At 59.2% G+C, this 24,424-nt stretch carries 23 protein-coding genes; 17 read left to right on the top strand and 6 right to left on the bottom strand.

The window, feature by feature from the left end:
- The first annotated feature begins 523 nt into the window (after positions 1-523).
- From KW848_RS16470 to KW848_RS16520, 11 genes are all read left to right on the top strand, one after another.
- Positions 524-1,924 carry a polynucleotide adenylyltransferase PcnB gene (locus KW848_RS16470; RefSeq protein ID WP_192410890.1) on the top strand — a complete coding sequence of 467 codons (1,401 nt, stop codon included), beginning with the start codon at positions 524-526 and terminating at the stop codon, positions 1,922-1,924.
- Between the two features lie 3 nt (positions 1,925-1,927).
- Complete coding sequence (gene folK / locus KW848_RS16475) at positions 1,928-2,413, top strand: 2-amino-4-hydroxy-6-hydroxymethyldihydropteridine diphosphokinase (protein WP_218537483.1); 486 nt, start codon at positions 1,928-1,930, stop codon at positions 2,411-2,413.
- A gap of 371 nt (positions 2,414-2,784) precedes the next feature.
- Positions 2,785-3,585 carry a 3-methyl-2-oxobutanoate hydroxymethyltransferase gene (gene panB, locus KW848_RS16480; protein WP_218537484.1) on the top strand — a complete coding sequence of 267 codons (801 nt, stop codon included), beginning with the start codon at positions 2,785-2,787 and terminating at the stop codon, positions 3,583-3,585.
- Positions 3,582-4,442: a pantoate--beta-alanine ligase gene (panC, locus tag KW848_RS16485; protein WP_218537485.1), complete on the top strand. Its 861-nt coding sequence runs from the start codon at positions 3,582-3,584 to the stop codon at positions 4,440-4,442. The genes panB and panC overlap by 4 nt, the downstream gene beginning before the upstream one ends.
- A gap of 197 nt (positions 4,443-4,639) precedes the next feature.
- Positions 4,640-5,020, top strand: coding sequence for an aspartate 1-decarboxylase (panD, locus tag KW848_RS16490; protein ID WP_008153310.1), 381 nt, complete (start codon positions 4,640-4,642; stop codon positions 5,018-5,020).
- 228 nt (positions 5,021-5,248) lie between these two features.
- Positions 5,249-6,913, top strand: a complete 1,665-nt coding sequence (gene pgi / locus KW848_RS16495; RefSeq protein ID WP_218537486.1) for a glucose-6-phosphate isomerase — start codon at positions 5,249-5,251, stop codon at positions 6,911-6,913.
- Between the two features lie 234 nt (positions 6,914-7,147).
- Positions 7,148-9,085, top strand: coding sequence for an acetate--CoA ligase (gene acs / locus KW848_RS16500; RefSeq protein ID WP_218537487.1), 1,938 nt, complete (start codon positions 7,148-7,150; stop codon positions 9,083-9,085).
- A 65-nt stretch (positions 9,086-9,150) separates the two neighbouring features.
- Entirely contained in the window at positions 9,151-10,023 is an 873-nt protein-coding gene (locus KW848_RS16505) for an oxygenase MpaB family protein (RefSeq protein ID WP_218537488.1), read from the top strand.
- Positions 10,024-10,205: 182 nt separating this feature from the next.
- On the top strand, positions 10,206-11,222 hold the full coding sequence (locus KW848_RS16510) for a class I SAM-dependent rRNA methyltransferase (RefSeq protein WP_218537489.1): 1,017 nt from the start codon (positions 10,206-10,208) through the stop codon (positions 11,220-11,222).
- Between the two features lie 60 nt (positions 11,223-11,282).
- A complete protein-coding gene (locus tag KW848_RS16515) occupies positions 11,283-14,267 on the top strand; it encodes a DUF748 domain-containing protein (protein WP_218537490.1) in 2,985 nt (994 codons plus the stop codon).
- The gene (locus KW848_RS16520; RefSeq protein ID WP_111451067.1) at positions 14,267-14,563 is read left to right on the top strand and encodes a DUF2845 domain-containing protein; all 297 of its coding nucleotides are present in this window, start codon (positions 14,267-14,269) and stop codon (positions 14,561-14,563) included. The genes KW848_RS16515 and KW848_RS16520 overlap by 1 nt, the downstream gene beginning before the upstream one ends.
- 287 nt (positions 14,564-14,850) lie before the next feature.
- On the opposite strand, the gene KW848_RS16525 is transcribed toward KW848_RS16520, so the two are convergent.
- A complete protein-coding gene (locus KW848_RS16525; RefSeq protein WP_111451068.1) occupies positions 14,851-15,207 on the bottom strand; it encodes a BON domain-containing protein in 357 nt (118 codons plus the stop codon).
- 309 nt (positions 15,208-15,516) lie between these two features.
- Positions 15,517-15,948 carry a pilin gene (locus tag KW848_RS16530; RefSeq protein WP_218537491.1) on the bottom strand — a complete coding sequence of 144 codons (432 nt, stop codon included), beginning with the start codon at positions 15,946-15,948 and terminating at the stop codon, positions 15,517-15,519.
- A 225-nt stretch (positions 15,949-16,173) separates the two neighbouring features.
- Here KW848_RS16530 and pilB point away from each other — a divergent pair, with 225 nt between their 5' ends.
- Genes pilB through yacG form a run of 5 tightly spaced genes read left to right on the top strand, consistent with a single transcriptional unit; the run spans position 16,174 to position 20,785 of the window.
- Positions 16,174-17,874, top strand: a complete 1,701-nt coding sequence (pilB, locus tag KW848_RS16535) for a type IV-A pilus assembly ATPase PilB (RefSeq protein ID WP_218537492.1) — start codon at positions 16,174-16,176, stop codon at positions 17,872-17,874.
- 2 nt (positions 17,875-17,876) lie between these two features.
- Entirely contained in the window at positions 17,877-19,094 is a 1,218-nt protein-coding gene (locus KW848_RS16540; protein WP_218537493.1) for a type II secretion system F family protein, read from the top strand.
- A gap of 1 nt (position 19,095) precedes the next feature.
- On the top strand, positions 19,096-19,968 hold the full coding sequence (locus KW848_RS16545) for an A24 family peptidase (RefSeq protein WP_111451072.1): 873 nt from the start codon (positions 19,096-19,098) through the stop codon (positions 19,966-19,968).
- Positions 19,965-20,588, top strand: coding sequence for a dephospho-CoA kinase (coaE, locus tag KW848_RS16550; RefSeq protein WP_111451073.1), 624 nt, complete (start codon positions 19,965-19,967; stop codon positions 20,586-20,588). The genes KW848_RS16545 and coaE overlap by 4 nt, the downstream gene beginning before the upstream one ends.
- A complete protein-coding gene (gene yacG, locus KW848_RS16555; protein WP_008153323.1) occupies positions 20,585-20,785 on the top strand; it encodes a DNA gyrase inhibitor YacG in 201 nt (66 codons plus the stop codon). The genes coaE and yacG overlap by 4 nt, the downstream gene beginning before the upstream one ends.
- A 3-nt stretch (positions 20,786-20,788) precedes the next feature.
- Here yacG and KW848_RS16560 read toward each other — a convergent pair whose 3' ends face one another.
- The 3 genes from KW848_RS16560 to KW848_RS16570 all read right to left on the bottom strand — a co-directional run bounded on the left by KW848_RS16560 (position 20,789) and on the right by KW848_RS16570 (position 22,766).
- Entirely contained in the window at positions 20,789-21,004 is a 216-nt protein-coding gene (locus tag KW848_RS16560; RefSeq protein WP_111451074.1) for a hypothetical protein, read from the bottom strand.
- A gap of 63 nt (positions 21,005-21,067) precedes the next feature.
- Positions 21,068-21,757 carry an energy-coupling factor ABC transporter permease gene (locus tag KW848_RS16565; protein WP_008153325.1) on the bottom strand — a complete coding sequence of 230 codons (690 nt, stop codon included), beginning with the start codon at positions 21,755-21,757 and terminating at the stop codon, positions 21,068-21,070.
- Between the two features lie 76 nt (positions 21,758-21,833).
- Positions 21,834-22,766: a LysR family transcriptional regulator gene (locus KW848_RS16570; protein ID WP_111451076.1), complete on the bottom strand. Its 933-nt coding sequence runs from the start codon at positions 22,764-22,766 to the stop codon at positions 21,834-21,836.
- Positions 22,767-22,887: 121 nt separating this feature from the next.
- On the opposite strand from KW848_RS16570, the gene KW848_RS16575 reads away from it, so the two are divergent.
- Positions 22,888-23,130: a DUF2790 domain-containing protein gene (locus KW848_RS16575; protein ID WP_192410878.1), complete on the top strand. Its 243-nt coding sequence runs from the start codon at positions 22,888-22,890 to the stop codon at positions 23,128-23,130.
- An 8-nt stretch (positions 23,131-23,138) separates the two neighbouring features.
- On the opposite strand, the gene KW848_RS16580 is transcribed toward KW848_RS16575, so the two are convergent.
- Positions 23,139-24,407, bottom strand: a complete 1,269-nt coding sequence (locus KW848_RS16580; protein WP_218537494.1) for an OprD family porin — start codon at positions 24,405-24,407, stop codon at positions 23,139-23,141.
- Positions 24,408-24,424 lie beyond the last annotated feature (17 nt).

Genomic DNA, 24,424 nt, shown 5'->3' on the forward strand with positions numbered 1-24,424 from the left:
GCAATGCACAAGACAATAAAAATAAGACGTATCGACTCACGCACAATAAAAACAAGACGGCGAGAGGCGTAGCTAACTGATTCTTTTGGAGAGGCGTTGTATTTGGGGCTTGCCCCACGACCAGGCCGAGAACAACAAAAAACTGTCACAAGACAGAGCCTGAACTGGTTGGATCGCAAGATCACTGCAACACAGCGACCAAAGCAATCCGTTTGCTCTTGGCTCCCGATTGGGAGGGTCATGAAGGAAAAACTTCATGGCGAGGGCACTTAACAAAAACAAAAAGCCCGAATCAAAAATAAAAATAGAGCATGCAACTACTTTCTTGGGGAGCTTCGGCTCCCCTTGTAGTTTCTGGTGTTTGGCCCTTGTAGCGGCACACAGAACCAATCCGCACCAATAAGCCCCTGCTTCAAGCGCTTGCGCAGCTTCCTACACCATCCCCCGACTAAATGCTAGAATCCCCGCCCATCATGCGGTCATTCTTCGTTTTGGCCGAACATTCCTTCAAACAGTGCATCCCATGCTGAAGAAGCTGTTCCAGTCATTCCGTTCTCCCAAGCGTCATACGCAACACATTCGCAGTACGCCTGAAGTGCTCAACAGCGGCCAACATTCGCTGCAAAAGGCCCAATTCAGTCGCTACGCGGTGAACATCGTCGAACGCCTGCAGAACGCCGGTTATCAGGCTTACCTGGTCGGCGGCTGTGTGCGTGACATGCTGCTCGGCATCACGCCAAAAGATTTCGACGTCGCCACCAGTGCCACGCCTGAGCAGGTGCGGGCCGAATTCCGCAACGCGCGGATCATCGGTCGCCGCTTCAAGTTGGTGCACATCCACTTTGGCCGCGAAATCATTGAAGTCGCGACCTTCCGCGCCAATCACCCGCAAAACGATGAAGAGGAAGACAGCAACCAGTCTTCCCGTAACGAAAGCGGGCGCATCCTGCGCGATAACGTCTATGGCACGCTGGAAGAAGACGCGCAGCGCCGCGACTTCACCATCAACGCCTTGTATTACGATCCGGTCAGCGAGCGCATCCTCGATTACGCCAACGGCGTACACGACATCCGCAATCACCTGATCCGCCTGATCGGCGACCCGAAGCAACGCTACCAGGAAGATCCGGTACGGATGCTGCGAGCCGTGCGTTTCGCCGCCAAGCTTAATTTCGGCATCGAAAAGCACAGCGCCGTGCCAATCCGTGAACTGGCGCCGATGCTGCGCGAGATCCCATCGGCCCGCCTGTTCGAAGAAGTGCTCAAGCTGTTCCTCTCCGGCCATGCCGCGGACACCTTCGAGATGCTGGTCGACCTGCAGCTGTTCGATCCGCTGTTCCCGGCCAGTGCCGAGGCGCTGGAATACAACCCGACGTACACCCACACGCTGATCAGCGATGCGTTGATCAACACCGATCTGCGGATCAAACAGAACAAACCGGTGACCCCGGCGTTCCTGTTTGCGGCGCTGCTTTGGCCTGCCCTGCCGGCCCGTGTATTGCGCCTGCAAGAACGTGGCATGCCGCCGATTCCGGCCATGCAGGAAGCCGCTCACGAGTTGATTGCCGAACAGTGCCAGCGCATCGCGATTCCGAAACGCTTCACCATGCCGATCCGCGAGATCTGGGACATGCAAGAGCGTCTGCCACGCCGCAGCGGCAAGCGCGCCGACCTGTTGCTGGACAATCCGCGGTTCCGTGCCGGTTACGACTTCCTGCTGCTGCGCGAAAGCGCCGGTGAGCAGACCGAAGGCCTGGGCGAATGGTGGACGGACTATCAGGACGCCAACGACAGCGAACGTCGCGACATGATCCGCGACCTCAGCGGCAAGGATGACGGCACCGGCGCGCCACGCAAGCGTCGCCGCAGCGGTGGTGCCAAGCGCAAACGCACCGCCGGCGCACCGAGCGCCACGGGCGAGTAATCCATGGAACGCATCTACATCGGCATTGGCAGCAATCTGGCTGACCCCGCCGAACAATTGCGCAGCGCCGTCGAGGCGCTGACACAGTTGCCGCAGACCGAACTGATCGGGGTTTCCGGGTTTTATCAGAGCGACTCGCTGCTGCCCGGCCAACCGCGTTATACCAACGCGGTTGCCGCCCTCGACAGCACGCTCCCGCCGCTGGAGCTGCTTGATGCGCTGCAAGCCATCGAGAACGGACAGGGCCGCGAGCGCCTTGAACGCTGGGGGCCGCGTACGCTGGATCTCGACATCGTACTGTTCGGTGATCGGCAGATCGATGAACCTCGCCTCAAGGTGCCTCACTACCATATGCAGGAACGAGCGTTCGTTCTCTATCCACTGGCCGAACTGGCGCCTGCGGATTTGCGTCTGGCTGATGGCCGCAGCCTGAGCGATTTGCTCGCTGCCTGCCCGTTCGTCGGCCTGGAACGCCTCTCCCAAAATTGACAAAAATCCCCTGTGGGAGCGGGCTTGCTCGCGAATGCGGTGTGCCATTCAGCCTCAATGTTGACTGACACACCGCATTCGCGAGCAAGCCCGCTCCCACAGTGTTTTGTACCGGACTCAAGATCGACGGCAATCCTGCTGAATCGCATCAGTTACCCCGGTAACACCCCACACGTAACAATGCGGTAACACACGCAATTGACTTCCCGAGTTCTCCTCACGACTATAGGCGTCCCGCTGCCGCCAACACGGCGTTGAAGGGCGCAATCCAGGCCTTAAAAGCACGACAACAGACCGTGCGCCTGTATTTAACGAAGAATCACGCGCGTTACTCGCAGTAGTTTCCACAGCGCCTGAATGAGGAACTTTTCATGCCAGCCATCACCCTGACCACTCTGCAAGGTCTCAAGCAAAAAGGTGAAAAGATCACCATGCTGACCTGCTATGACGCGACCTTCGCCCACGCCTGCAATGAGGCTGGCGTCGAAGTGCTACTGGTGGGCGACTCCCTAGGCATGGTTTTGCAAGGTCACGACAGCACCCTGCCGGTCACCACCGCGGAAATGGCTTACCACGTGGCATCCGTCAAACGCGGTAACACCGATGCGTTGATCCTCGCCGACCTGCCCTTCATGGCCTACGCCACCCTCGAACAAACCATGACCAACAGCGCCCTGTTGATGCAGGCGGGTGCGCACATGGTCAAGGTTGAAGGTGCGCTGTGGCTGGCGGACTCGATCCGTCTGCTGGCCGAACGCGGTATCCCGGTGTGCGCCCACATGGGGCTGACACCGCAATCGGTGAATATTCTGGGCGGTTACAAAGTCCAGGGCCGCAGCGAGAACCAGGCACGCCAGATGCGCGCCGATGCCATCGCTCTGGAACAGGCGGGGGCAGCCATGCTGTTGCTCGAGTGCGTACCGAGTGAACTGGCTCAGGAAATCACCCAGGCGGTGGGTATTCCGGTGATCGGCATCGGCGCCGGCAGCGGCACCGACGGCCAGGTCCTGGTTCTGCACGACATGCTCGGCCTGTCGATCACTGGCCGTATGCCGAAGTTCGTGAAGAACTTCATGGCCGGGCAACAAAACATTCAAGCGGCGCTTGGTGCGTACGTCACTGAAGTCAAAGCGGCGACTTTCCCTGGTATCGAACACGGATTCTCTGCATGAACACCGTAAAAACCGTACGCGAATTGCGGGCCGCCGTGGCCCGTGCCCGCAGTGAAGGCAAGCGCATCGGCTTCGTGCCGACCATGGGCAACCTGCACAGCGGTCATGTGGCACTGGTGACCAAAGCCACCCAACGGGTGGATTTCGTGGTCGCGAGCATTTTCGTCAACCCGTTGCAGTTCGGCGCCGGCGAAGACCTCGACAAGTACCCGCGCACCCTCGCGGCCGATCAGGAGAAACTGCTCCAGGCCGGCTGCCACTTGCTGTTCGCGCCAACCGTTGAAGAAATGTACCCCGACGGCATGGTCGGCCAGACCCGTGTCAGCGTTCCGCAACTCTCCGAAGGCCTGTGCGGCGCCAGCCGTCCCGGGCATTTCGAAGGGGTGGCGACGGTCGTCACCAAGCTGTTCAACATGGTCCAGCCGGACCTGGCGATCTTCGGCCAGAAAGACTTCCAGCAACTGGCGGTGATCCGCGCCCTGGTGCATGACCTGAACATGCCGATCCAGATCATCGGCGAACCGACGGTACGTGCGGCCGATGGCCTGGCGCTGTCGTCGCGCAATGGTTTCCTCAGCGAAGAACAGCGGGCCGTTGCGCCAGTTGTGTATCGCGGTTTGAGCCAGATTGCCGACGCAATCAAACAGGGCGAACGGGATTTCCCGGCGTTGATTGATGCGCAGATCAAGCAGCTTGAAGCGGCGGGTTTGCGTCCTGACTATCTGGAGATTCGCCATGCGCTGACCTTGCGCCCGGCGACTGCGCAGGATCGGGATCTGGTGATTCTGGTGGCGGCGTTCCTGGGCACTACGCGGCTGATCGATAACCTGCATCTGAACCTCGACACACCCGCCTGAACACCGCAATACAAATGTGGGAGCGGGCTTGCTCGCGAATGCGGCAGATCAGTCGGCATCAATACTGAATGACACACCACATTCGCGAGCAAGCCCGCTCCCACATTGGGTCGGCGGTGACTCCACACGCCGTATTGCTGGCCCTCAAGTCTTTGGGCACAATGCCCGCCGTTCGATTCCGACCTGGGGAAACACTCATGCACGCCATCATGCTCAAAGCCAAGCTGCATCGCGCCGAAGTCACCCACGCTGTACTCGATTACGAAGGTTCTTGCGCCATCGACGGCGAATGGCTGGACCTGTCCGGCATCCGTGAGTACGAACAGATCCAGATCTACAACATCGACAATGGTGAACGCTTCACCACCTACGCGATTCGTGGCGAAGAAGGCTCGCGCATGATCTCGGTCAATGGTGCCGCAGCGCACAAGGCCAAGGTCGGTGACCGCGTGATCATCTGCGCATACGCCCACTACAGCGAAGCCGAGCTGCTCAACTTCAAGCCACGCATGCTCTACATGGCCCCGGGTAATGAACTGAGCCACACCAGCAATGCCATTCCGGTTCAGGTCGCCTGATCCAGTCTTAGCCCTTCCCCTTCCGTTTGTCGGACCGTTCCCTGCTCGATGTATAAAAAAGTACCGGGAACGGGTCAGACAAAGTCAAGACAGATCGCAGCGCGAGGTTTACTGTATTCGCCCTGTGTCATGAAATCGTGTCGACGCAGTTGACCGGAGGCCCACCCACAGCGCTCCGGTATTTTCAGTGTTCAAAAGGCCGTTCAAGTAAAAAGGAAACCCGCAGCGATGGCGTATTACCGCACCCCTCAAGACGTTACCGCTCTGCCCGCCTGGCAAGCGTTGAATGACCACCGCCAAGCCATGCAAGATTTCAGCATGCGCGAAGCCTTTAATGCCGATCCGCAGCGCTTTACCCAATTCACCCTCAGCAGCTGCGGCCTGTTTCTCGATTACTCGAAGAACCTGATCAACACCGAGACCCGCGATCTGCTGGTGGGCCTGGCGAACGAAGTCGACCTCCAGGGCGCGATCAAAGCGCTGTTCGAAGGCGAAATCGTCAACTCCTCCGAAGGTCGCCCCGCCCTGCATACCGCACTGCGCCGTCCGGTCGGCGACAAGCTGAAGGTCAACGGCGTCAACGTGATGCCGGAAGTGCACAAGGTCCTGAACCAGATCACCGACCTCGTGGGCCGTATCCACGACGGTCTGTGGCGCGGTTACTCCGAGAAGCCGATCACTGATGTGGTGAACATCGGCATCGGCGGCTCGTTCCTCGGCCCGGAACTGGTCTCCGAAGCGCTGCTGTCTTACGCCCAGAAGGGTGTGCGCTGCCATTACCTGGCGAACATCGACGGCAGTGAGTTCCACGAACTGACCATGAAGCTGCGTGCCGAAACCACGCTGTTCATCGTTTCGTCGAAATCCTTCAACACCCTCGAAACCCTGAAGAATGCCCAGGCCGCACGCGCCTGGTACCTGGCTCAGGGTGGTTCGGAAGCCGAGCTGTACCGTCACTTCATCGCCGTCTCCAGCAACAATGCAGCGGCAGTGGCCTTCGGGATCCGCGAAGAAAACATCTTCCCGATGTGGGACTGGGTTGGCGGCCGTTACTCGCTGTGGTCGGCCATCGGTTTGCCAATCGCGCTGGCCATCGGCATGTCGAACTTCAAGGAATTGCTGTCCGGTGCCTACACCATGGACCAGCATTTCCAGAGCGCACCTTTCGAACAGAACATGCCAGTGCTGCTGGCCCTGCTCGGCGTGTGGTACGGAAATTTCTGGGGCGCGCAAAGCCACGCGATCCTGCCGTACGACCACTACCTGCGTAACATCACCAAGCATTTGCAACAGCTGGACATGGAATCCAACGGCAAGAGCGTGCGTCAGGACGGCACACCAGTGTCCACCGACACCGGTCCGGTGATCTGGGGCGGCGTGGGTTGCAACGGTCAGCACGCTTACCACCAGTTGTTGCACCAGGGCACCCAACTGATCCCGGCCGACTTCATCGTGCCGATCGTCAGCTTCAACCCGGTGTCCGACCACCACCAGTGGCTGTACGCCAACTGCCTGTCGCAAAGCCAGGCGCTGATGCTGGGCAAGACCCTTGCCGAGGCCGAAGCCGAGTTGCGCGACAAAGGCATGAGCGAAGAAGAGGTGCAGAAACTTGCGTCTCACAAGGTGATCCCGGGCAACCGTCCGAGCAATACGTTGGTGGTCGAACGCATCAGCCCGCGTCGTCTCGGCGCACTGGTGGCGATGTACGAACACAAAGTCTTCGTGCAAAGCGTGATCTGGGGCATCAACGCCTTCGACCAGTGGGGCGTGGAACTGGGTAAAGAGCTGGGCAAAGGCGTCTACAACCGCCTGGTCGGCAGCGAAGAAAGCCCGGCTGACGATGCCTCGACCCAAGGCTTGATCAACTACTTCCGCGGTCGTCACCGCGGCTGATCTGACGCCACTCGGCAGCACTTGTGGGAGCGAGCCTGCTCGCGATAGCGGTCTGACATACAACATTAATGTTGAATGTCATGCCCCCATCGCGAGCAGGCTCGCTCCCACATTGGTTTGCGTCAGTCACAAATTTTGCAGCCAGCCCCTTCCACACCGATCGGCAGCCGACTTGAACCCTTCCCCCACTCGGCGCATCTTTATTACTTGTAGCAACAAGAATAAGGAACCGTCATGTTCGATATCAGCACGTTCCCCCAAGCCGATGCCGTCCGCCGGGCCGCACAATTAAGTCAAGACGACTACAAGCGCCTGTACCGCCAATCCATCGAGCACCCCAGCACCTTCTGGGCCGAACAGGCCACACGCTTTCTCGACTGGAGTACCCCGTGGGATACCGTCCAGCGCTATAACCTGAAAACCGGTGAGGCGAGCTGGTTTGCCGGCGGCAAGTTGAATGTCAGTTACAACTGCATCGACCGTCATCTGGAAAAGCGCGGCGATCAAACCGCGATCATCTGGGAAGGCGACGACCCTGCCGAATCCGCGCAGATCAGCTACAAAAAACTTCATCACAACGTCTGCCGCCTGGCCAACGTGCTCAAAAGCCGTGGCGTGAAGAAAGGCGACCGCGTGTGCATCTACATGCCGATGATCCCGGAAACCGCCTACGCCATGCTCGCCTGCACGCGCATTGGTGCGGTGCATTCGGTGGTGTTTGCGGGTTTTTCTCCGGACTCTGTGCGTGACCGGATTCTCGATGCCGACTGCCGCACCGTGATCACCGCCGATGAAGGCGTGCGCGGCGGTAAAGTCGTGCCGCTCAAGCAGAAGGTCGACAAGGCGCTGCAAAGTTGCCCGAACGTCAGCACCGTGATCGTGGTCGAGCGTACCCAGGGCGAAGTGGACTGGGTCGAGGGCCGGGACATCTGGTATCACCAGGCGCTGCGTGACGTCAGCGACGATTGTCCGCCGGAACCGATGGGCGCCGAAGACCCGCTGTTTATCCTCTACACCTCCGGCAGCACCGGCAAACCCAAAGGCGTGCTGCACACCACCGGCGGCTACCTGCTGCAAGCGGCGATGACCTTCAAGTACGTGCTCGACTACCGCGACGACGAAGTCTTCTGGTGTACCGCCGATGTCGGCTGGGTCACCGGCCACAGCTACATCGTCTACGGTCCGCTGGCCAACGGCGCGACCACGCTGATCTTCGAAGGCGTACCGAGCTACCCGAGCAGCTCGCGCTTCTGGCAGGTGATCGACAAGCACCATGTCAACATTTTCTATACCGCCCCGACCGCCCTGCGCTCCCTGATGCGTGAAGGCCCCGAACCGTTGAAGGAAACTTCCCGCGCGAGCCTCAGATTACTCGGCACTGTCGGTGAGCCCATCAACCCGGAAGCGTGGGAGTGGTACTTCAATGCCGTCGGCGAACAGCGTTGTCCGATCGTCGATACCTGGTGGCAGACCGAAACCGGCGGCATCATGCTCAGCCCGCTGGTCAGCGCTCAACGGATCAAACCCGGTTGCGCCACGCAACCGATGTTCGGCGTGCAACCGGTGTTGCTCGACGAAGTGGGCAAGGAAATCAAAGGCGCCGGCAGCGGCGTGCTGGCGATCAAATCCAGCTGGCCGGCGCAGATCCGCAGCGTCTACGGCGACCCGCAACGAATGGTCGACACCTACTTCAAGCCCTACCCCGGTTACTATTTCACCGGCGACGGCGCCCGGCGCGATGAGGATGGCGATTACTGGATCACCGGGCGCATCGACGACGTGATCAACGTCTCCGGGCACCGCATCGGCACCGCGGAAGTGGAAAGCGCGCTCGTTCTGCACGACAGCATCGCCGAAGCGGCGGTGGTCGGTTACCCGCACGACGTCAAGGGTCAGGGCATCTATGCCTTCGTCACCCCCATGAACGGCACCGAGCCCAGTGACGAATTGAAGAAAGAATTGCTGGCTCACGTCAGCGAGGAAATCGGCAGCTTCGCCAAACCGGACCTGATCCAGTGGGCACCGGCCTTGCCGAAAACCCGTTCGGGCAAGATCATGCGGCGCATTCTGCGCAAGATCGCCTGCAACGAACTGGACAGCCTGGGCGACACCTCGACCCTGGCTGACCCGAGCGTGGTCCAGGAGTTGGTCGATAAACGCCTGAACCAGTAATCGCTTGTTTCAAAAGCCTGCGCGGCCGTTAATGGCCGCGCCTCCTTTTCCGCCACTGAGTCGCCATGGAATTCATTCGAACCCGCATCGAAACCCAGATCATGAGCCTGACCGGTCTGTCTCTGGGCAAGCTCGACCTGGAAAACCCCAAGGGTGATCCCGGCCTGTTCGGCCCCGATTCGGTGTGCTGGCAAGTGCATGGCGACTTCAGCAGCATGCTGATCGGCGGCATCAGCGCCCTGATGCTGCAAGCCCTGCATCCACTGGCCCTGGCCGGGGTATGGGACCATTCGAATTTCCGCGAGGACATGATCGGCCGACTGCGCCGCACCGGGCAGTTCATTTCCGGCACCACGTTCGGTTCGCGAAAGGACGCCGACTGGCTGATCGAGAAAGTCCGCACCATCCACCTGCAAGTGACCGGCACGGCACCGGACGGCCGGCCCTACGCCGCCAGCGATCCCGATCTGTTGACCTGGGTGCACGTGGCCGAAGTCAGCAACTTCCTCGCGGCCCATTTGCGTTACCGCAATCCGAACCTGTCCCTGGCGGATCAGGACCGTTACTACGCGGAAATCGCGTTGGTCGCCGAACGGCTCGGTGCCCGTAACGTGCCGCGTTCGCGGCAGGAAATTGCCGATTATCTTGAGCGCATTCGCCCACAGCTACTGTGCGATGAACGCAGTCGAGAGGTGTTACGGCTGTTGTTGAACGCCCCGTCCCCCAGCCGTTTGGCCAGACCTTTCGGCGGTTTGATGATGAAGGCCGGGATCGACCTGCTGCCGGACTGGGCCAGTGACATGCTGGGCGTCAGCCAGAGCCCGCTGCAACGCAAGCTGATCCGCGCCAGCGTCAATCGCAGCGTGCCAATGCTGCGCTGGGCGGTGCGTAACGGCTCGGTGCACCGCGCCAAACGACGGATGGGATTGTTGAGCTAAAGAGCTAAAGAGCTAAAAGCTTCGCGAGCAAGCCCGCTCCCACATTGGTTCTGTGTCGCACACAAAATAACCGATCAACAAAGAACCAATGTGGGAGCGGGCTTGCTCGCGAAGGCAGCCCCTCGGTTTGCTGCCAAGCTGTTAAACTCCCGCGCCAAATTCCCTCCTGCAAGGCGCCCAGCATGTCTTCCTTGAATCAGGCGCTGCGCGCCGCCCTCGATCGTCGTCAGGACCTGCTGGCCGAGCTGCATCAGCAAGGCACCGATTGCTATCGCCTGTTCCACGGTAGCCAGGAAGGCGCCGGCGGCCTGACGATCGACCGCTACGGCCCGCAATTGCTGGTGCAAAGCTTTCACCAGTCGCTGGAACGAGATGCGCTGCTGCAACTGCACGACACCATCAATCAGCACTTGGGCCTCGAAACGCTGCTGGTCTACAACGATCGCTCCCGGGGCAACTCGCGCATCGACCGTGAAGACACTGTCTACCGCGCCGACGAGGCCGCCCTGCAAGACTTGATCGGTCACGAATGGGGCTTGAATTACCGGATTCGCGGTCGCCACGCCGGCCAGGACCCGCTGCTGTTCCTCGACCTGCGCAATACACGCGGCTGGGTCAAGCAGCACAGCAAAAACAAAAGCGTGCTGAACCTGTTCGCCTACACCTGTGGCGTCGGCCTGAGTGCGGCGGCCGGCGGCGCGAGCGAAGTCTGCAACCTCGATTTCGCTGAGGGCAACCTGGCCGTCGGCCGTGAGAACGGCCTGCTCAATCCGCAGTTGCCGACCATGGACTTCATCCAGTCCGACTACTTCCCGGCCATCCGCCAGTTGGCCGGCCTGCCGATCAGCCAGCGCCGCGGGCAAAAACTGCCGAGCTATCAACGTCTGGAACAGCGTCAGTACGACCTGGTGCTGCTGGATCCGCCAGCCTGGGCCAAGAGCGCTTTCGGCACCGTCGACCTGCTGCGCGACTATCAGAGCCTGCTCAAGCCGGCACTGCTGACCACCGCCGACAATGGCGTTCTGATCTGTTGCAATAACCTGGCAAAAGTCAGCATGGACGACTGGCGCGAGCAAGTTTTGCGTTGTGCAGAGAAAGCCGGCCGACCGGTGCGCGAGTGGACAGTGATGAAACCGGGCGGCGATTTTCCGTCAATGGATGAACAGCCACCGCTGAAAACCCTGATTCTTCAGCTCTGAGATTCGTCCGAAAAATCAGATAAATCCTATAAAGCAAGATCACTTCGGAACCGGAAACGCATGCCATACTCCAACGCACTCCGATTCAGACAGATGAAGCCGCACATGCCCAAAGGATTGATTCGCGCTATTGGCGCTCTGTTGACCGCTCTAGCCCTCTACAGTCTGCTGGGGTTTCTGATTTTGCCGGGTATCGCGTTGCGGGTGGCCAATCAACAATTGGCCAGTTACGCGACGACGCCCGCAACGATCCAGCGTATCGAACTCAACCCCTTCAGCCTTGAAGTCACCCTGTGGGGCCTGATCATCGGCGAACCGGGCAAGGAGCAGGTCGGCTTCGAGCGCCTGTACGCCAACCTGCAGATCGACAGCCTCTGGACCAAGGCGCTGCACCTGTCCGATATCGAAATAGACAAACCCAAGACCGAAATCCTCTTCGGCAAGGACGGGAAGCTCAATCTGCTTGGCCTGTTCAAAATCCCCGCCAGTGAACCGACCCCGGCCGACCCGAACGCCAAACCGTTCCCGTTGCGCATCGAGCGGATCAAACTGGCCGGCGGTGCCGTGCATTTCCAGGATCAACGCCCCAGCGAACCCATTGAATTCCTCTACGACAAACTCGACTTCGAACTGAAAAACCTCAGTACCCTGCCTGAAGACAGTGCCGACATGACCTTGGTGGCCATCGGCCCGGCAGGTGGACAGATCGACTGGACCGGCAATTTCAGCCTGATCCCGATCACCTCCGAAGGTAAGCTGAAGATCACCAACGGCAAGATGAAATCCTTTTGGCCCTATGTGCGTGACGCGGTGCCACTGGTGCTTGAAGACGGCGTCCTCAGCCTGAGCACCGACTACAAACTCAACCTGTCCAAGGAAACCGAACTGCTGTTGAGCAACGTCGCCGTCAGCGTCGCGCCGTTCGCGATCAAAGCACCAGACGGTCGACCGCTGGCGAAACTCGAGCGGCTGGACATCAGCGAAACCACCGTCGACCTGGCCAAGCAACAAGTGGTTGTCGGCAAGATCCGCAGCCAGAAACTGGAAACCTGGGCCGCCCTCGAAGCCGACGGGCAACTTGATTGGCAGAAACTGTTCGCCAGCCAACCGTCCAAAGCAGCCGTCAAAGCCAAGGCCGAACCGGCCGCCACGCCAGCCGCCGCCGACTCACCGAAACCCGACCCGGCGCCCCCGAGCAAGCCATGGCAGGTGCTGCTCAAAGACGTGCAACTGCGCAATTACCAGGTGCATCTGGCTGACCGCAAGGCGCAACCGGCCGTGGCGCTGGATGTAGGCCCGCTGAACCTGGACCTGCAGAATTTCGACAGCCTCAATGGCGCGCCTTTTAACCTCAAGCTCGACACGGGCGTGGGCAAGCAAGGCAAGATCACGGCAGACGGTATCGTCAATCTCGCCCCGGTCAGCGCCAGGTTAAACGTACAAACCAAGGACATCGACCTGCGCGTCGCCCAGTCCTATATCACCCCGTTCATTCGCCTGGAACTGCGCAGCGGCATGCTCGGCAGTGATCTGGCGGTCGATCTGAAAAGCACCGAGCCGCTGGCATTCAGCGTCACCGGCCGTGCTCAAGTCGATCAACTGCATACCCTCGACACCCTCAAAACCCGCGACTTCCTCAAGTGGCAGCAGTTGGTGCTCGAAGGCCTGAACTATCAGCACGGCGACAGCCTGTCGGTCGACAAGGTCAACCTGTTCCAGCCTTATGCGCGCTTCATGATCAACGATGACCGCACCACCAACATCGACGACCTGCTGATTCCGCAACCGCCGGACTCCGGCGCCAAAACGGGCGCTGCCAAACCGGCCAGCCAGGAAAAGCCGCTGGGCATCCACATTGGCGGCATTGCCATCAATGACGGTTCGGCCAACTTCGCCGACTTCAGCCTGACCCCGAATTTCGCCACGGCCATTCAACAGCTCAACGGGCAAATCGGCACCATCGACAGCCGTCAGGCGAAACCGGCCAGCGTCGATATCAAAGGCAAGGTCGACCGTTATGCGCCGGTCACCATCAAGGGCTCGGTCAACCCGTTCGACCCGATGGCCAGCCTCGACATCGCCACCAGTTTCAAACGTGTTGAACTGACCACGCTCACGCCCTACTCCGGCAAGTTCGCCGGTTACCGCATCCGCAAGGGCCGACTCAATCTCGACCTGCATTACAAGATCACCAACGGCCAACTCCTGGCCGAAAACAAAGTGGTGGTCGAGCAGCTGCAACTGGGTGAAAAGGTCGACAGCCCAGACGCTGTGAGCCTGCCGCTGAAGCTGGCGATTGCCTTGCTCAAGGATGTCGACGGCAAGATTTCCATCGAGCTGCCGGTGAGCGGCGACCTGAACAACCCGCAATTCAGTGTCATGCCTATCATCTGGCAGACCCTGCGCAACCTGATCGTGAAGGCCGCCGCGGCGCCCTTCAAAATGATTGGCGGGCTGGTCAGTGGTGGCGGTTCGGAAGATTTGGGTACCGTGTCGTTTGCGCCGGGTTCGAGCGATCTGAGCAAGGAGGCCGAAGGTTCGCTGGTCAAACTGTCCCAGGCCCTCAAGGAACGTCCGGCCCTGCGCCTGGAAATCGAAGGCACGGCGGCCGCCAGCAGCGATGGCCCGCTGATCGCCGAGCAACGTCTGGAGCGGGAATACCAGTACAACTACTACAAAATGCTCCAGCGCCGCGGCGACAAGGTGCCGGCTCAGGCTTCATTGCTGGATGTACCGGATAACGAGAAAGGCCCGTTGCTGGAAGGGATCTACCGCACGCGCCTGAAGACCCAGCCGCCCGCCGAGTGGAAGGATTTGGGCAAGGAAGAACGCACGGCAAAAATGCGCGAAGGCATAATCAAGTTCTGGAGTTCCAGCGACGTGCTCTTACGCCAGCTGGGCCAGGAGCGCGCCAGCAGCATCAAGGACTATCTGGTCGACAAGGGTCAGTTGGCCGATGACCGCGTGTACTTCATCGACGCTAACCTCGGCGAAGCGGAAAGTGACGGTCGAGTGGTTACGCCGCTGCATCTGGACGCCGAATGATGGGCGCGAAATGGCTGATGAGCCTGGCTCTGGCGATGATCGCCAGTCACGCCTCGGCAGCCGACACCCTGCGCTGCGGCAGTCAATTGGTCAGTGTCGGGGACAGGTCCAGCGAAGTGCTGCAGAAATGCGGAGAACCGGTCAGCCGTGATCTGCTGGGCTACAAGCGCAGCGCTAACCGACGAGAAGAATTTCAAGTCGAGGAATGGACCTACGGGCCCAACGGCGGGATGTATCAGTACCTGCGTTTTGAAGGTAATCGGTTGAAGCAGATCACCAGCAAGCGCGGTAACTGAATCCAGCACACATTACAATTCGAACACCGTCAATGTGGGAGCGGGCTTGCTCGCGAAAACGGCCTGACAGCCAACATTTATGTTGAATGTTAAGCCCCCTTCGCGAGCAAGCCCGCTCCCACATTTGGTTTTGCATCGCTCACAAATAGAACAGGCCCCTGACACGAATGTCCGGGGCCTGTAATGGCCACATCCTTATGGCCTTCGCATGAACTCTCCTGAGGCGGCAGACGTATTGCTCGGCCCGTCTGTCGCACCTTCTCCCAGTCCAGGCGAGAAGCTTTGCCTTACTCGGCTTTCAGGCCGTCAGCGGAAACCGCTTTGACGCCTTTGATTTTCTTGGCGATCGCCACGGCGGTGGCTTTCTGAGCGTCAGTCACCGCAACGGTGGACGACAGGGACACTACGCCTTTGTTGGTTTCGACTTTGATGTCGGTACCAGGAATGCCTTTCTCGGTCACCAGGTCGGCTTTGACTTTAGTGGTGATCCAGGTATCGGAAGTAGCTTCTTTGGCTTTGGTGACTTCACCCGCCGCCAGAGTCATCGGAGCCTGGGTGGTTTGAGTGGTCTGTGCAAATGCAGCGTTGGCCATGGTCAGGGTCAGCGCGGTAGCAGTAGCGGCAGCGATAGCGAACTTCTTCATACGAGTAACTCCTGTTTTTCATAAAGTCTGCTGCGTGTCTTGTCAGCAGGGTTACTGGAGATAGTGCGAACGTTGTGCCAACTTTGATAAAGCCAATAAATCCATATAAATCAATAGCTTACAAAAACACCTGATTTTCGGAATCATGCAAAATGCATGACTTCCAAATTATCGACATGCAAGTTGCGGGTTTTACCGCAGGCCTAAGGCCATGAATTATCGGAAGTTTTCTCAATGACTCGATTTTTCCCGAACGGCGAACAAAAAATGCCCCGTCAAACAGACGAGGCATCAGCTCAAGCCACCGGATTACGCGCCACTGCCGGGACAGCCTTTTGGTGCGAAGTCAGCGTTGACATTGCTGGCACACGTCCAGGCACCCGCCGTGTTCCCTGATGAGCGAGTCAGTGTGATGGTCTTGCCCAACACCGGTCCTGGGGCATTAACCAGCGTACAAGTGATCGTCCCGGCACCTGTCGAAGCTGTGCCTGAAGCCGCCAATGTGCAATTGGAGGTTGTCGCCGCCGCGTTACCTGCCACCAATAGCAATGTAGGGTCGGTGCCTTGGTTGATGATGTCTTCGAAAGGCACTTTCAACGCGCTGATCTCAGCCAGGCCGGCCGTCACTTTGGCCCGGGCCTGATACTTGGAGTACTGAGGCAGCGCAAACGTCGCCAGAATCCCGATGATCGCCACCACAATCAGCAGCTCGATAAGCGTAAAACCTTTTTGAGTCTTCATAGACAAGCTCCATGCATGAGTCGAAATCTCATGATCTGAACTAGCCGCAGCACAGCCCATGCCAAGCCCTTCGCCCCGTGTTGGTGGGGCGTGCGATCGACAAAAAACCTTTTCCTACCCCCAGAATCCGCACTATCTGACACTTTTTGTCACCTCAACGCCGCTGGTTTGGTTCCTCCGCTTGACTAGGCTATAACTCATGAACTGTCTGCGTCCGGTATCCCAATGAATGACATCGCCCTTAGCGGTCTGGCCAAGCAATTGGTCCTGGCCGAGCTGCTCACTGACAAAAGCGCGCAACAGGCGTATCAGCAAGCCCAACGCAACAAAATCTCCCTGGTCAGTTATCTAGTGCAGAACAAACTGGTGAAGAGTCGCCAGGTCGCCGAAATCGCTTCGGAACACTTCGGCATGGCCTTGCTCGACCTCAACTGTCTGGACAAGGAAACCCAACCCAAGGGGCTGGTCAGCGAGAAGCTGATTCGCCAGCACCACGCCCTGCCCCTCTGGCGGCGCGGCAACAAGTTGTTCGTGGGTGTTTCGGACCCGACCAATCATCAAGCCATCAATGACATCCAGTTCAGCACCGGGCTGAATACCGAAGCCATCCTGGTGGAGGACGACAAGCTCAGCGACGCCATCGAAAAATTCTTCGATACCCAAGGCACCGGCCTGGACGACATGGCCGATGTCGACCTCGATGGCGTGGACATCGAGTCGATCGATGACAACAAGCAGGATTCCATTGGCGGACAAGACGCCGATGACGCGCCGGTGGTGCGCTTCGTGCACAAGATGTTGCTGGACGCGATCAAAAGCGGCTCTTCCGACCTGCATTTCGAACCCTACGAAAAAACCTACCGTGTGCGGATGCGCACCGACGGTATTTTGCGTGAAGTCGCCAAGCCACCGATTCAACTGGCCAATCGCATCGCCGCGCGGCTGAAAGTCATGGCCAGCCTCGACATCTCCGAACGGCGCCGGCCCCAGGACGGGCGGATCAAGATGCGCCTGTCCAAGAGCAAATCCATCGACTTTCGGGTCAACACCCTACCGACCCTGTGGGGCGAGAAAGTGGTGATCCGGATCCTCGACCCGTCCAGCGCCCAAATGGGCATCGACGCCCTCGGCTATGAGCCCGACCAGAAAGAACTGTACATGGCCGCCCTCAAGCAGCCGCAGGGGATGATTCTGGTGACCGGGCCCACCGGCTCGGGCAAGACGGTGTCGCTCTACACCGGGCTGAACATTCTCAACACCGTGGACATCAACATCTCCACCGCCGAAGACCCGGTGGAGATCAACATGGAAGGCATCAACCAGGTCAACGTCAATCCCAAGCAGGGAATGGACTTCGCCCAGGCGCTGCGCTCCTTTCTGCGACAGGACCCGGACGTGATCATGGTTGGCGAAATCCGCGACCTCGAAACCGCTGAAATCGCCATCAAAGCCGCCCAGACCGGTCATCTGGTGCTGTCGACCCTGCACACCAACAGCGCCGCCGAAACCCTGACGCGCCTGCACAACATGGGCATCCAGGGGTTCAACATTGCCACCTCGGTCAGCCTGATCATCGCCCAGCGCCTGGCGCGAAAATTGTGCAGCCATTGCAAGAAACCCATCGAGATTCCCCGGGAGGCGCTGCTCAAGGAAGGCTTCCCCGAGGAACGCATCGGCTCATTCACGATCTATGAGCCAGTCGGTTGCGATCACTGCAACAACGGCTACAAAGGGCGAGTCGGGATTTATGAAGTGGTGAAGAACACACAGGACCTGCAACGGCTGATCATGGCCGAAGGCAACTCACTGGAAATCGACATCCAGATGCGTAAAGACGGCTTCAACGACCTGCGCACGTCAGGCCTGATCAAGGCCATGCAAGGCATCACCAGCCTTGAAGAAATCAACCGGGTCACCAAGGACTGAATATGGCGGTCAAAGCAGCAAAAATCAGCGTCTACGCCTGGGAAGGCACAGACCGCAAAGGCACCAAAATGACGGGCGAGTTGAGCGGTCAGAATCCGGCATTGATCAAGGCCCAATTGCGCAAGCAGGGCATCAACCCCGGCAAGGTACGCAAGAAGTCCGCCTCGATTTTCAACCTGGGCAAGCGCATCAAGGCCCAGGACATCGCCCTGTTCACCCGGCAGATGGCGACCATGATGAAGGCCGGCGTACCGCTGTTGCAGTCCTTCGACATCATCGGTGAAGGCTTTGATAACCCGGCCATGCGCACACTGATTGACGAGGTGAAACAGGAAGTCGCAGCGGGTAACAGCTTCGCCGCCTCCCTGCGCAAAAAGCCTCAGTATTTCGATGAGCTCTACTGCAACCTGGTGGATGCTGGCGAGCAGGCCGGTGCCCTCGATACCCTGCTGGAGAGAGTGGCGACCTATAAGGAAAAAAGCGAAAGCCTCAAGGCCAAGATCAAGAAAGCCATGACCTACCCGCTGGCGGTGGTGTTCGTCGCGATCATTGTGACCGGGATTCTGCTGGTCAAAGTGGTGCCGCAGTTCGAATCGGTATTCAAAGGATTTGGCGCCGAATTGCCAGCTTTCACGGTGATGGTCATCGGCCTGTCGGAATTCATGCAGGACTGGTGGTGGGCGATGCTCGGCGTGCTGATCGCGGCCATCTTCGGCGTGCGCCACGCGTTTAAAACGTCGCAAGGCTTTCGGGACCGAATGGACACCTGGCTGCTGAAACTGCCGCTGATTGGCACGCTGATGTACAAGTCCGCCGTGGCCCGGTACGCCCGCACGCTGTCGACTACCTTTGCGGCGGGTGTGCCACTGGTGGAAGCGCTGGATTCGGTGGCCGGCGCCACCGGCAACATCGTGTTCAAACGCGCGGTGCTGCGCATCAAGCAGGACGTGGCGACCGGTATGCAGCTGAATTTTTCCATGCGCGCCTCCGGTATCTTTCCGAATATGGCGATCCAGATGACTGCGATTGGCGAAGAGTCCGGCGCGCTGGACGATATGCTCGACAAGGTCGCGAGCTTCTACGAGGACGAAGTGGACAACATGGTCGATAACCTCACCAGCCTGATGGAGCCGTTCATCATGGTGGTGCTGGGTGTTATCGTCGGGGGCCTGGTGGTTGCGATGTACCTGCCCATCTTCCAACTCGGCACAGCGATCTGACATGCCCTTGAACGACATTCCGACCCTCCACCCGTTGACCTTCGTGATTGCAGCCATGTTGGTCGGCCTGCTGATTGGCAGCTTTCTCAATGTGGTGGTCTGGCGCCTGCCAAAAATGCTTGACCGCGAATGGCGTGAGGAGGCTCGTGAAGTGCTGGGCTTGCCTGGCGAAACACCGCTGCCGACCTTCAACCTGATGCTGCCCCATTCCCAGTGCCCACATTGCGGCCATCGAATCCGCGCCTGGGAAAATATTCCGCTGCTCAGTTATCTGTTCTTACGGGGTCGATGCTCGAACTGCACCGCAGCCATCAGCAAACGCTACCCGCTGACCGAACTGGCCTGCGGTTTGCTCTCGGCGTTCATCGTTTGGCATTTCGGTTTCGGCTGGCAGGCCTGCATGGTGCTGCTTCTGAGCTGGGGGTTGCTGACGATGAGCCTGATCGACGCCGAGCACCAACTGCTGCCGGATGTGCTGGTGCTGCCGCTGATATGGCTGGGGCTGATCCTCAACAGTTTCACCTTGTTCGTGCCATTGCATGACGCATTGTGGGGCGCTGTGGCCGGCTATATGGCGTTGTGGTCGGTGTTCTGGCTGTTCAAGCTGATCACCGGCAAGGAAGGCATGGGCTACGGTGATTTCAAGTTGCTAGCGATGTTCGGCGCCTGGGGTGGCTGGCAGATCTTGCCGCTGACCATCCTGTTATCGTCGATGGTGGGCGCCGTTGTCGGCGTGATTTTGCTGCGTTTGCGCAACGCGAAAACCTCCACGCCGATCCCCTTCGGACCCTATCTGGCAATTGCCGGCTGGATTGCCTTGCTCTGGGGTGGTCAAATAACCGGCTTCTATTGGCAGTTTGTCGGTTTGAAATGAATACCCCTGTGGAAAAACCCTGGATTCTCGGCCTGACCGGCGGCATCGGCAGCGGCAAAAGCGCGGCTGCCCAGCACTTCATCGACTTGGGCGTGCACGTAGTGGACGCCGATCACGCGGCGCGTTGGGTGGTAGAGCCGGGGCGCCCGGCGCTGGCCAGGATCGCCGAACACTTCGGCCCCGACGTATTGCAAGCCGACGGGCAGCTGGATCGCGCGGCGTTGCGCAAACTGATCTTCGAAGTGCCAGAGGAACGCCGCTGGCTCGAAGCGTTGCTGCATCCGCTGATCGCCAAGGAAATCGCCGAGCATCTGGCCAAGGCACAATCGCCTTACGCGATTCTGGTTTCGCCGCTGCTGATCGAGTCCGGGCAATACGCCATGACCCAGCGAGTCCTGGTAATCGATGCCCCGGAACAACTACAGATCGAGCGCACCTTGCAGCGTGACCAGACCAGCGAGCAACAGGTCCAGGCGATCCTCAAGGCCCAATCCAGCCGACAGGACCGCGTGAGCCACGCCGACGATGTGGTGGTCAACGACCGCGACCTCGCCTGGCTGCACAGCGAGGTCGAACGCCTGCATCACTTTTACCTTACTTTGCGTGGAGGCCAGTCATGAGCCAGACCCCAACCGTCAATTGCCCAACCTGTGGCGCCCCTGTCGAATGGGTCGCCAGCAACGTCAACCGGCCGTTCTGCTCGGATCGCTGCAAATTGATCGACCTCGGGGCATGGGCCTCGGAAGAACACAAGATTCCGGTCAGCCCAGATGCCGAAGACGACCTGTTCAGCGAAGACTTCGAGCCGCGTCACTGATCTTCAAGGCCGCATAAAACCGTAGTCCTGGCTGTCATCGAGGTTTTCCGCAAGAAAACGCAACTCATCGGCCAGGTCTTCGACACTGCGCACTGCCTTGCTCTGTTGCACCACTGCACTGAGCAAGGCACGCAGGCTCAACCCCGGATCAAAACCCACTTCCTGCGCCCCATCCAGACTGTGACGCAACTCCTGCCTTGCCCATTCGTAGACACTCATTTCGATGCTCCTGAAGGTTTTCCAGAGCATGGATTCGTGAGCGATTTTTGCCTTTGATGTGGATCAAGATTTGGGATCGTCGTCTTTCCAGGGGGCCGAAAGGTAGCGCGTGCGATTGAACGTTTCCAGCCACTCGGGGCAAAACACCACTAGCGCACTGACCACCATGCCGTTGATGAACGCTTCCGGAAAAATCAGCAGCCACAGATAACCGACAAAATCTTCCAGCCAATACGGCATGGCGAAACGCTCGTCGAACCACAGCAGCCACAGCGCCAGCAGCAGGCACAGCAACGCCGACAGCGCCGCAGCAAAGAAACCGGACACGAAGATATACACAAAGGGATTACGCGGTTGCGCTCGCTCCACCAGGATGGCGCAGCATTCGGTGACCAGCACCGGCAGTAGAATCAGCAGCGCGCCGTTGACCCCCATCGCCGCCAGATCTTGCCGCCCGAGCAGCACCAGTCCCGCTTGCGCCACCAACCCGCCGACAATCGCCAGCGGCCAGTCGAGCAACAGGGTCACGGCGGTCATGCCGATAAAGTGGTAGGACACGCCGGTATCGAAGTCTTGTCGCACCAGCCAGAGCATGAACAGCGCGAACACCGTGCCGAACAACAGATGCTGGCGGCGACTGTCGCTGAACAGTTCGACCCACGGTGCTCGCGCAACGGCCCAGATCAGCACCGGCACATAGATCAACCACCCCGCCGTGAGGGTTTCAGGTGACAGTAACTCGGCGCCGATCATGGCTGGGCACACTCCCTTGTCTTGCCGAAAGAGAACAGGCCCTCAGTCTACACCGCCCCTTGTACACCCTTCGACTTCAGGCCCAATGCCGTGGATCGTTCATCACCGCCTCGTGTTCAGCGAACAGCTTGGGTAATTCGGCTTTGAGAAAGTCCACCCAGGTCCGAACCTTGGCATCGAGAAAACGCCGCGACGGGTACAGCGCATATACGTTGCGTTCACGGGGGCGCCAGGCCGGCAGCAAGCGCAACAACGTGCCATCGCTCAACGGACGCGTCGCGGTGTAGAACGGAATCAGGCTGATCCCCATGCCGGCCTCCGACGCCTTGACCATCGACTCGGCAACATTGCATTGAAAGGTCCTGGCCGGGCTGACGGCATGCTCTCCGACTTCGTCCCGGAACACCCATTCATCGCTGTACAAAGGGTCGAGCATGCGCAGGCACTGATGATCGTTCAGCGCCAGCGGTGTGCGCGGCACGCCACGACGTTGCAGGTAGTGCGGGGAGGCGCAGGGCACGCTGTAAATCTGCCCGATGGCCTGGGCGACCATTTGCGAATCGGCCAGTTCGTGGGCAATCGAAATCACCACGTCGTGCCCTTCCTCCATTGGATCGGGATTGCGCTGCGACAGGGTCAACTCGAACACCACGTCGGGGTAAAGCTCGCTGTAGCGGGCGATCAATGGTGTGATCAGCACGCCCAGGCCACTCATGCTGTGAACCCGCAGCCGTCCACTCGGTTTGAGATGGGCGCCGCGAGCCTCTGCCGTTGCCACCTCCATTTCTTCGAGTATTTGCCGACTGCGTACCAAAAAGCGCTCACCGGCCTCGGTCAGGCTCAACCGCCGCGTGGTGCGTTGCAGCAAGCGTGCTTGCACATGCTGCTCCAGATCCGCCACCAATCGGGACACTTGCGCGGTCGACAGTTCCAACGCGTCGGCGGCGGCCGTAAAGCTTGCGCACTCCACCACGCGGACGAACACCCGCAAGTTATTGAGCAGATCCATAAGCCCTCCACGGGCAGTGACTGTTACGTTTCATGTAAGGCTGCATCAGGCGCTGGCCCCTTTATCGGTCGCGGGCAAAGACTAGAATTCAGGTATCGAAATCAACACGGAGCACGGAAAAATGAAAACCCTGATCAGCCTGTTTCTGACCGTTGTCGCCACCTCAGCCTTGGCCGCCGGCAACGAACCCGCCGCCACCTCGTACAACCCGGCACAGCGGCTGGACATCGCCGAAGTGGTTTCAGTGTCGAACACCGCGACCGCCTGCGACGTCGTGCCAGCCACCATGGTCTACATCGATCATCAGGGCGAGACTCATCGCGTGACGTATCAAGTGATGGGTAACTGCATGAGCAATCTGTGATCCCTGCTTCATAGCAACGTCCAGGTGTAACTGAGGATCAGGCGGTTTTCGTCGATATCGCTGCGGTAGTTGGAGCGAGCCATCGCGTTGCGCACACGGATCCCGAGGCCTTTGAGGCTGCCGCTCTGCAGCACATAGCCGATGTCCAGATCACGCTCGCGGTCCTTGCCCTCGAACCCTTTGCCGGTGTCGACGTTGTTGCCGGTGATGTAGCGCACAGTGCTGGTCAGCCCCGGCACACCGAGGGCGGCGAAATCGTAGTCGTAACGCGCCTGCCAGGAGCGCTCATCGGTGTAGGCAAACTCATAGGTCGGCACCTCGTTACCCAGAGGGCTGATGTTGGCAAACACTCGCGGGAACGCGCTGTCGCCGAACATGCCCTGATAGCCGACATAGAACGTGTGGCCGCCACGCTTGGCCGACAGCAAGGAGAAGAACGCCTGGTTGTCGATATTGCCCAGCAGTTTTTTGCCGTCTTCGCGCGAATCGTAATACCCAACGTTGGCGCCCAGGGTCCAGTTACCGAGTGGCTCGCTGTGCTTGAGGCCGAGAAAGCGCTGGTTGTAGATATCTTCCAGTTGCCCGAACCAGGCGCTGACCGAGCTGCGTTTATCGTTGAAGGAATAATCGGCGCCGGCAAAGTTGAAACCATCACTACTGACCTGACGCTGCGGTACATGACCGAGCATGGCTTGCATCTTTTCGTCGCCGGCCTCGTTGCGCAGGCTGGTCGAACTCAAGTGACCACCTTGTAAGGTCAGGCCATTGATCTCGTTGGAGCTGATGCTTGCACCCTGATAGCTGGGCGGCAGCAAACGGATATCGCTGAAGGCCAGCACTGGCACGTTGGGTTGCAGTTCACCCACCTTCAGTTCGGTTTTGGAGAAACGCACCTTCAACGCGCCTTCCAGACGGCTGTATTCATTCGCCGCGCGCCCGTCACCCTGCACCGGTAGCAAACCGGTATTGACCCGATCCGGGCTGCTGTCGAGCTTGAGGCCGAGCAGGCCAATAACATCCACACCAAAACCGACGGGGCCCTGGGTGTAACCGGATTTGACGTTGAGGATGAAGCCCTGCGCCCACTCTTCGGCCTTCGATTGCTGGTTGGCCCCGACGATGTCGGAAAAGTCCCGGCTGAAGTAATAGTTGCGTGCTTGCAAGGTCGCCGTGGTGTCTTCGATGAAGCCACTCTCGGCCGCCATCGCACCGGCGGAGAAACTCGAGACGACCGCCATGGACAACACTGAACCGGTTGTTGGAAGAATCTGTTTCATTGTTTTTTCTCTTATTT

The sequence above is a fragment of the Pseudomonas sp. PDM25 genome (assembly GCF_019219045.1).
GTDB lineage: Bacteria > Pseudomonadota > Gammaproteobacteria > Pseudomonadales > Pseudomonadaceae > Aquipseudomonas.

Coding starts and splice junctions, on each gene's coding strand:
- KW848_RS16470 (WP_192410890.1), top strand. CDS start 524: ATGCTGAAGAAGCTGTTCCAGTCATTCCGTTCTCCCAAGCGTCATACG.
- folK (WP_218537483.1), top strand. CDS start 1,928: ATGGAACGCATCTACATCGGCATTGGCAGCAATCTGGCTGACCCCGCC.
- panB (WP_218537484.1), top strand. CDS start 2,785: ATGCCAGCCATCACCCTGACCACTCTGCAAGGTCTCAAGCAAAAAGGT.
- panC (WP_218537485.1), top strand. CDS start 3,582: ATGAACACCGTAAAAACCGTACGCGAATTGCGGGCCGCCGTGGCCCGT.
- panD (WP_008153310.1), top strand. CDS start 4,640: ATGCACGCCATCATGCTCAAAGCCAAGCTGCATCGCGCCGAAGTCACC.
- pgi (WP_218537486.1), top strand. CDS start 5,249: ATGGCGTATTACCGCACCCCTCAAGACGTTACCGCTCTGCCCGCCTGG.
- acs (WP_218537487.1), top strand. CDS start 7,148: ATGTTCGATATCAGCACGTTCCCCCAAGCCGATGCCGTCCGCCGGGCC.
- KW848_RS16505 (WP_218537488.1), top strand. CDS start 9,151: ATGGAATTCATTCGAACCCGCATCGAAACCCAGATCATGAGCCTGACC.
- KW848_RS16510 (WP_218537489.1), top strand. CDS start 10,206: ATGTCTTCCTTGAATCAGGCGCTGCGCGCCGCCCTCGATCGTCGTCAG.
- KW848_RS16515 (WP_218537490.1), top strand. CDS start 11,283: ATGCCATACTCCAACGCACTCCGATTCAGACAGATGAAGCCGCACATG.
- KW848_RS16520 (WP_111451067.1), top strand. CDS start 14,267: ATGGGCGCGAAATGGCTGATGAGCCTGGCTCTGGCGATGATCGCCAGT.
- KW848_RS16525 (WP_111451068.1), bottom strand. CDS start 15,207: ATGAAGAAGTTCGCTATCGCTGCCGCTACTGCTACCGCGCTGACCCTG.
- KW848_RS16530 (WP_218537491.1), bottom strand. CDS start 15,948: ATGAAGACTCAAAAAGGTTTTACGCTTATCGAGCTGCTGATTGTGGTG.
- pilB (WP_218537492.1), top strand. CDS start 16,174: ATGAATGACATCGCCCTTAGCGGTCTGGCCAAGCAATTGGTCCTGGCC.
- KW848_RS16540 (WP_218537493.1), top strand. CDS start 17,877: ATGGCGGTCAAAGCAGCAAAAATCAGCGTCTACGCCTGGGAAGGCACA.
- KW848_RS16545 (WP_111451072.1), top strand. CDS start 19,096: ATGCCCTTGAACGACATTCCGACCCTCCACCCGTTGACCTTCGTGATT.
- coaE (WP_111451073.1), top strand. CDS start 19,965: ATGAATACCCCTGTGGAAAAACCCTGGATTCTCGGCCTGACCGGCGGC.
- yacG (WP_008153323.1), top strand. CDS start 20,585: ATGAGCCAGACCCCAACCGTCAATTGCCCAACCTGTGGCGCCCCTGTC.
- KW848_RS16560 (WP_111451074.1), bottom strand. CDS start 21,004: ATGAGTGTCTACGAATGGGCAAGGCAGGAGTTGCGTCACAGTCTGGAT.
- KW848_RS16565 (WP_008153325.1), bottom strand. CDS start 21,757: ATGATCGGCGCCGAGTTACTGTCACCTGAAACCCTCACGGCGGGGTGG.
- KW848_RS16570 (WP_111451076.1), bottom strand. CDS start 22,766: ATGGATCTGCTCAATAACTTGCGGGTGTTCGTCCGCGTGGTGGAGTGC.
- KW848_RS16575 (WP_192410878.1), top strand. CDS start 22,888: ATGAAAACCCTGATCAGCCTGTTTCTGACCGTTGTCGCCACCTCAGCC.
- KW848_RS16580 (WP_218537494.1), bottom strand. CDS start 24,407: ATGAAACAGATTCTTCCAACAACCGGTTCAGTGTTGTCCATGGCGGTC.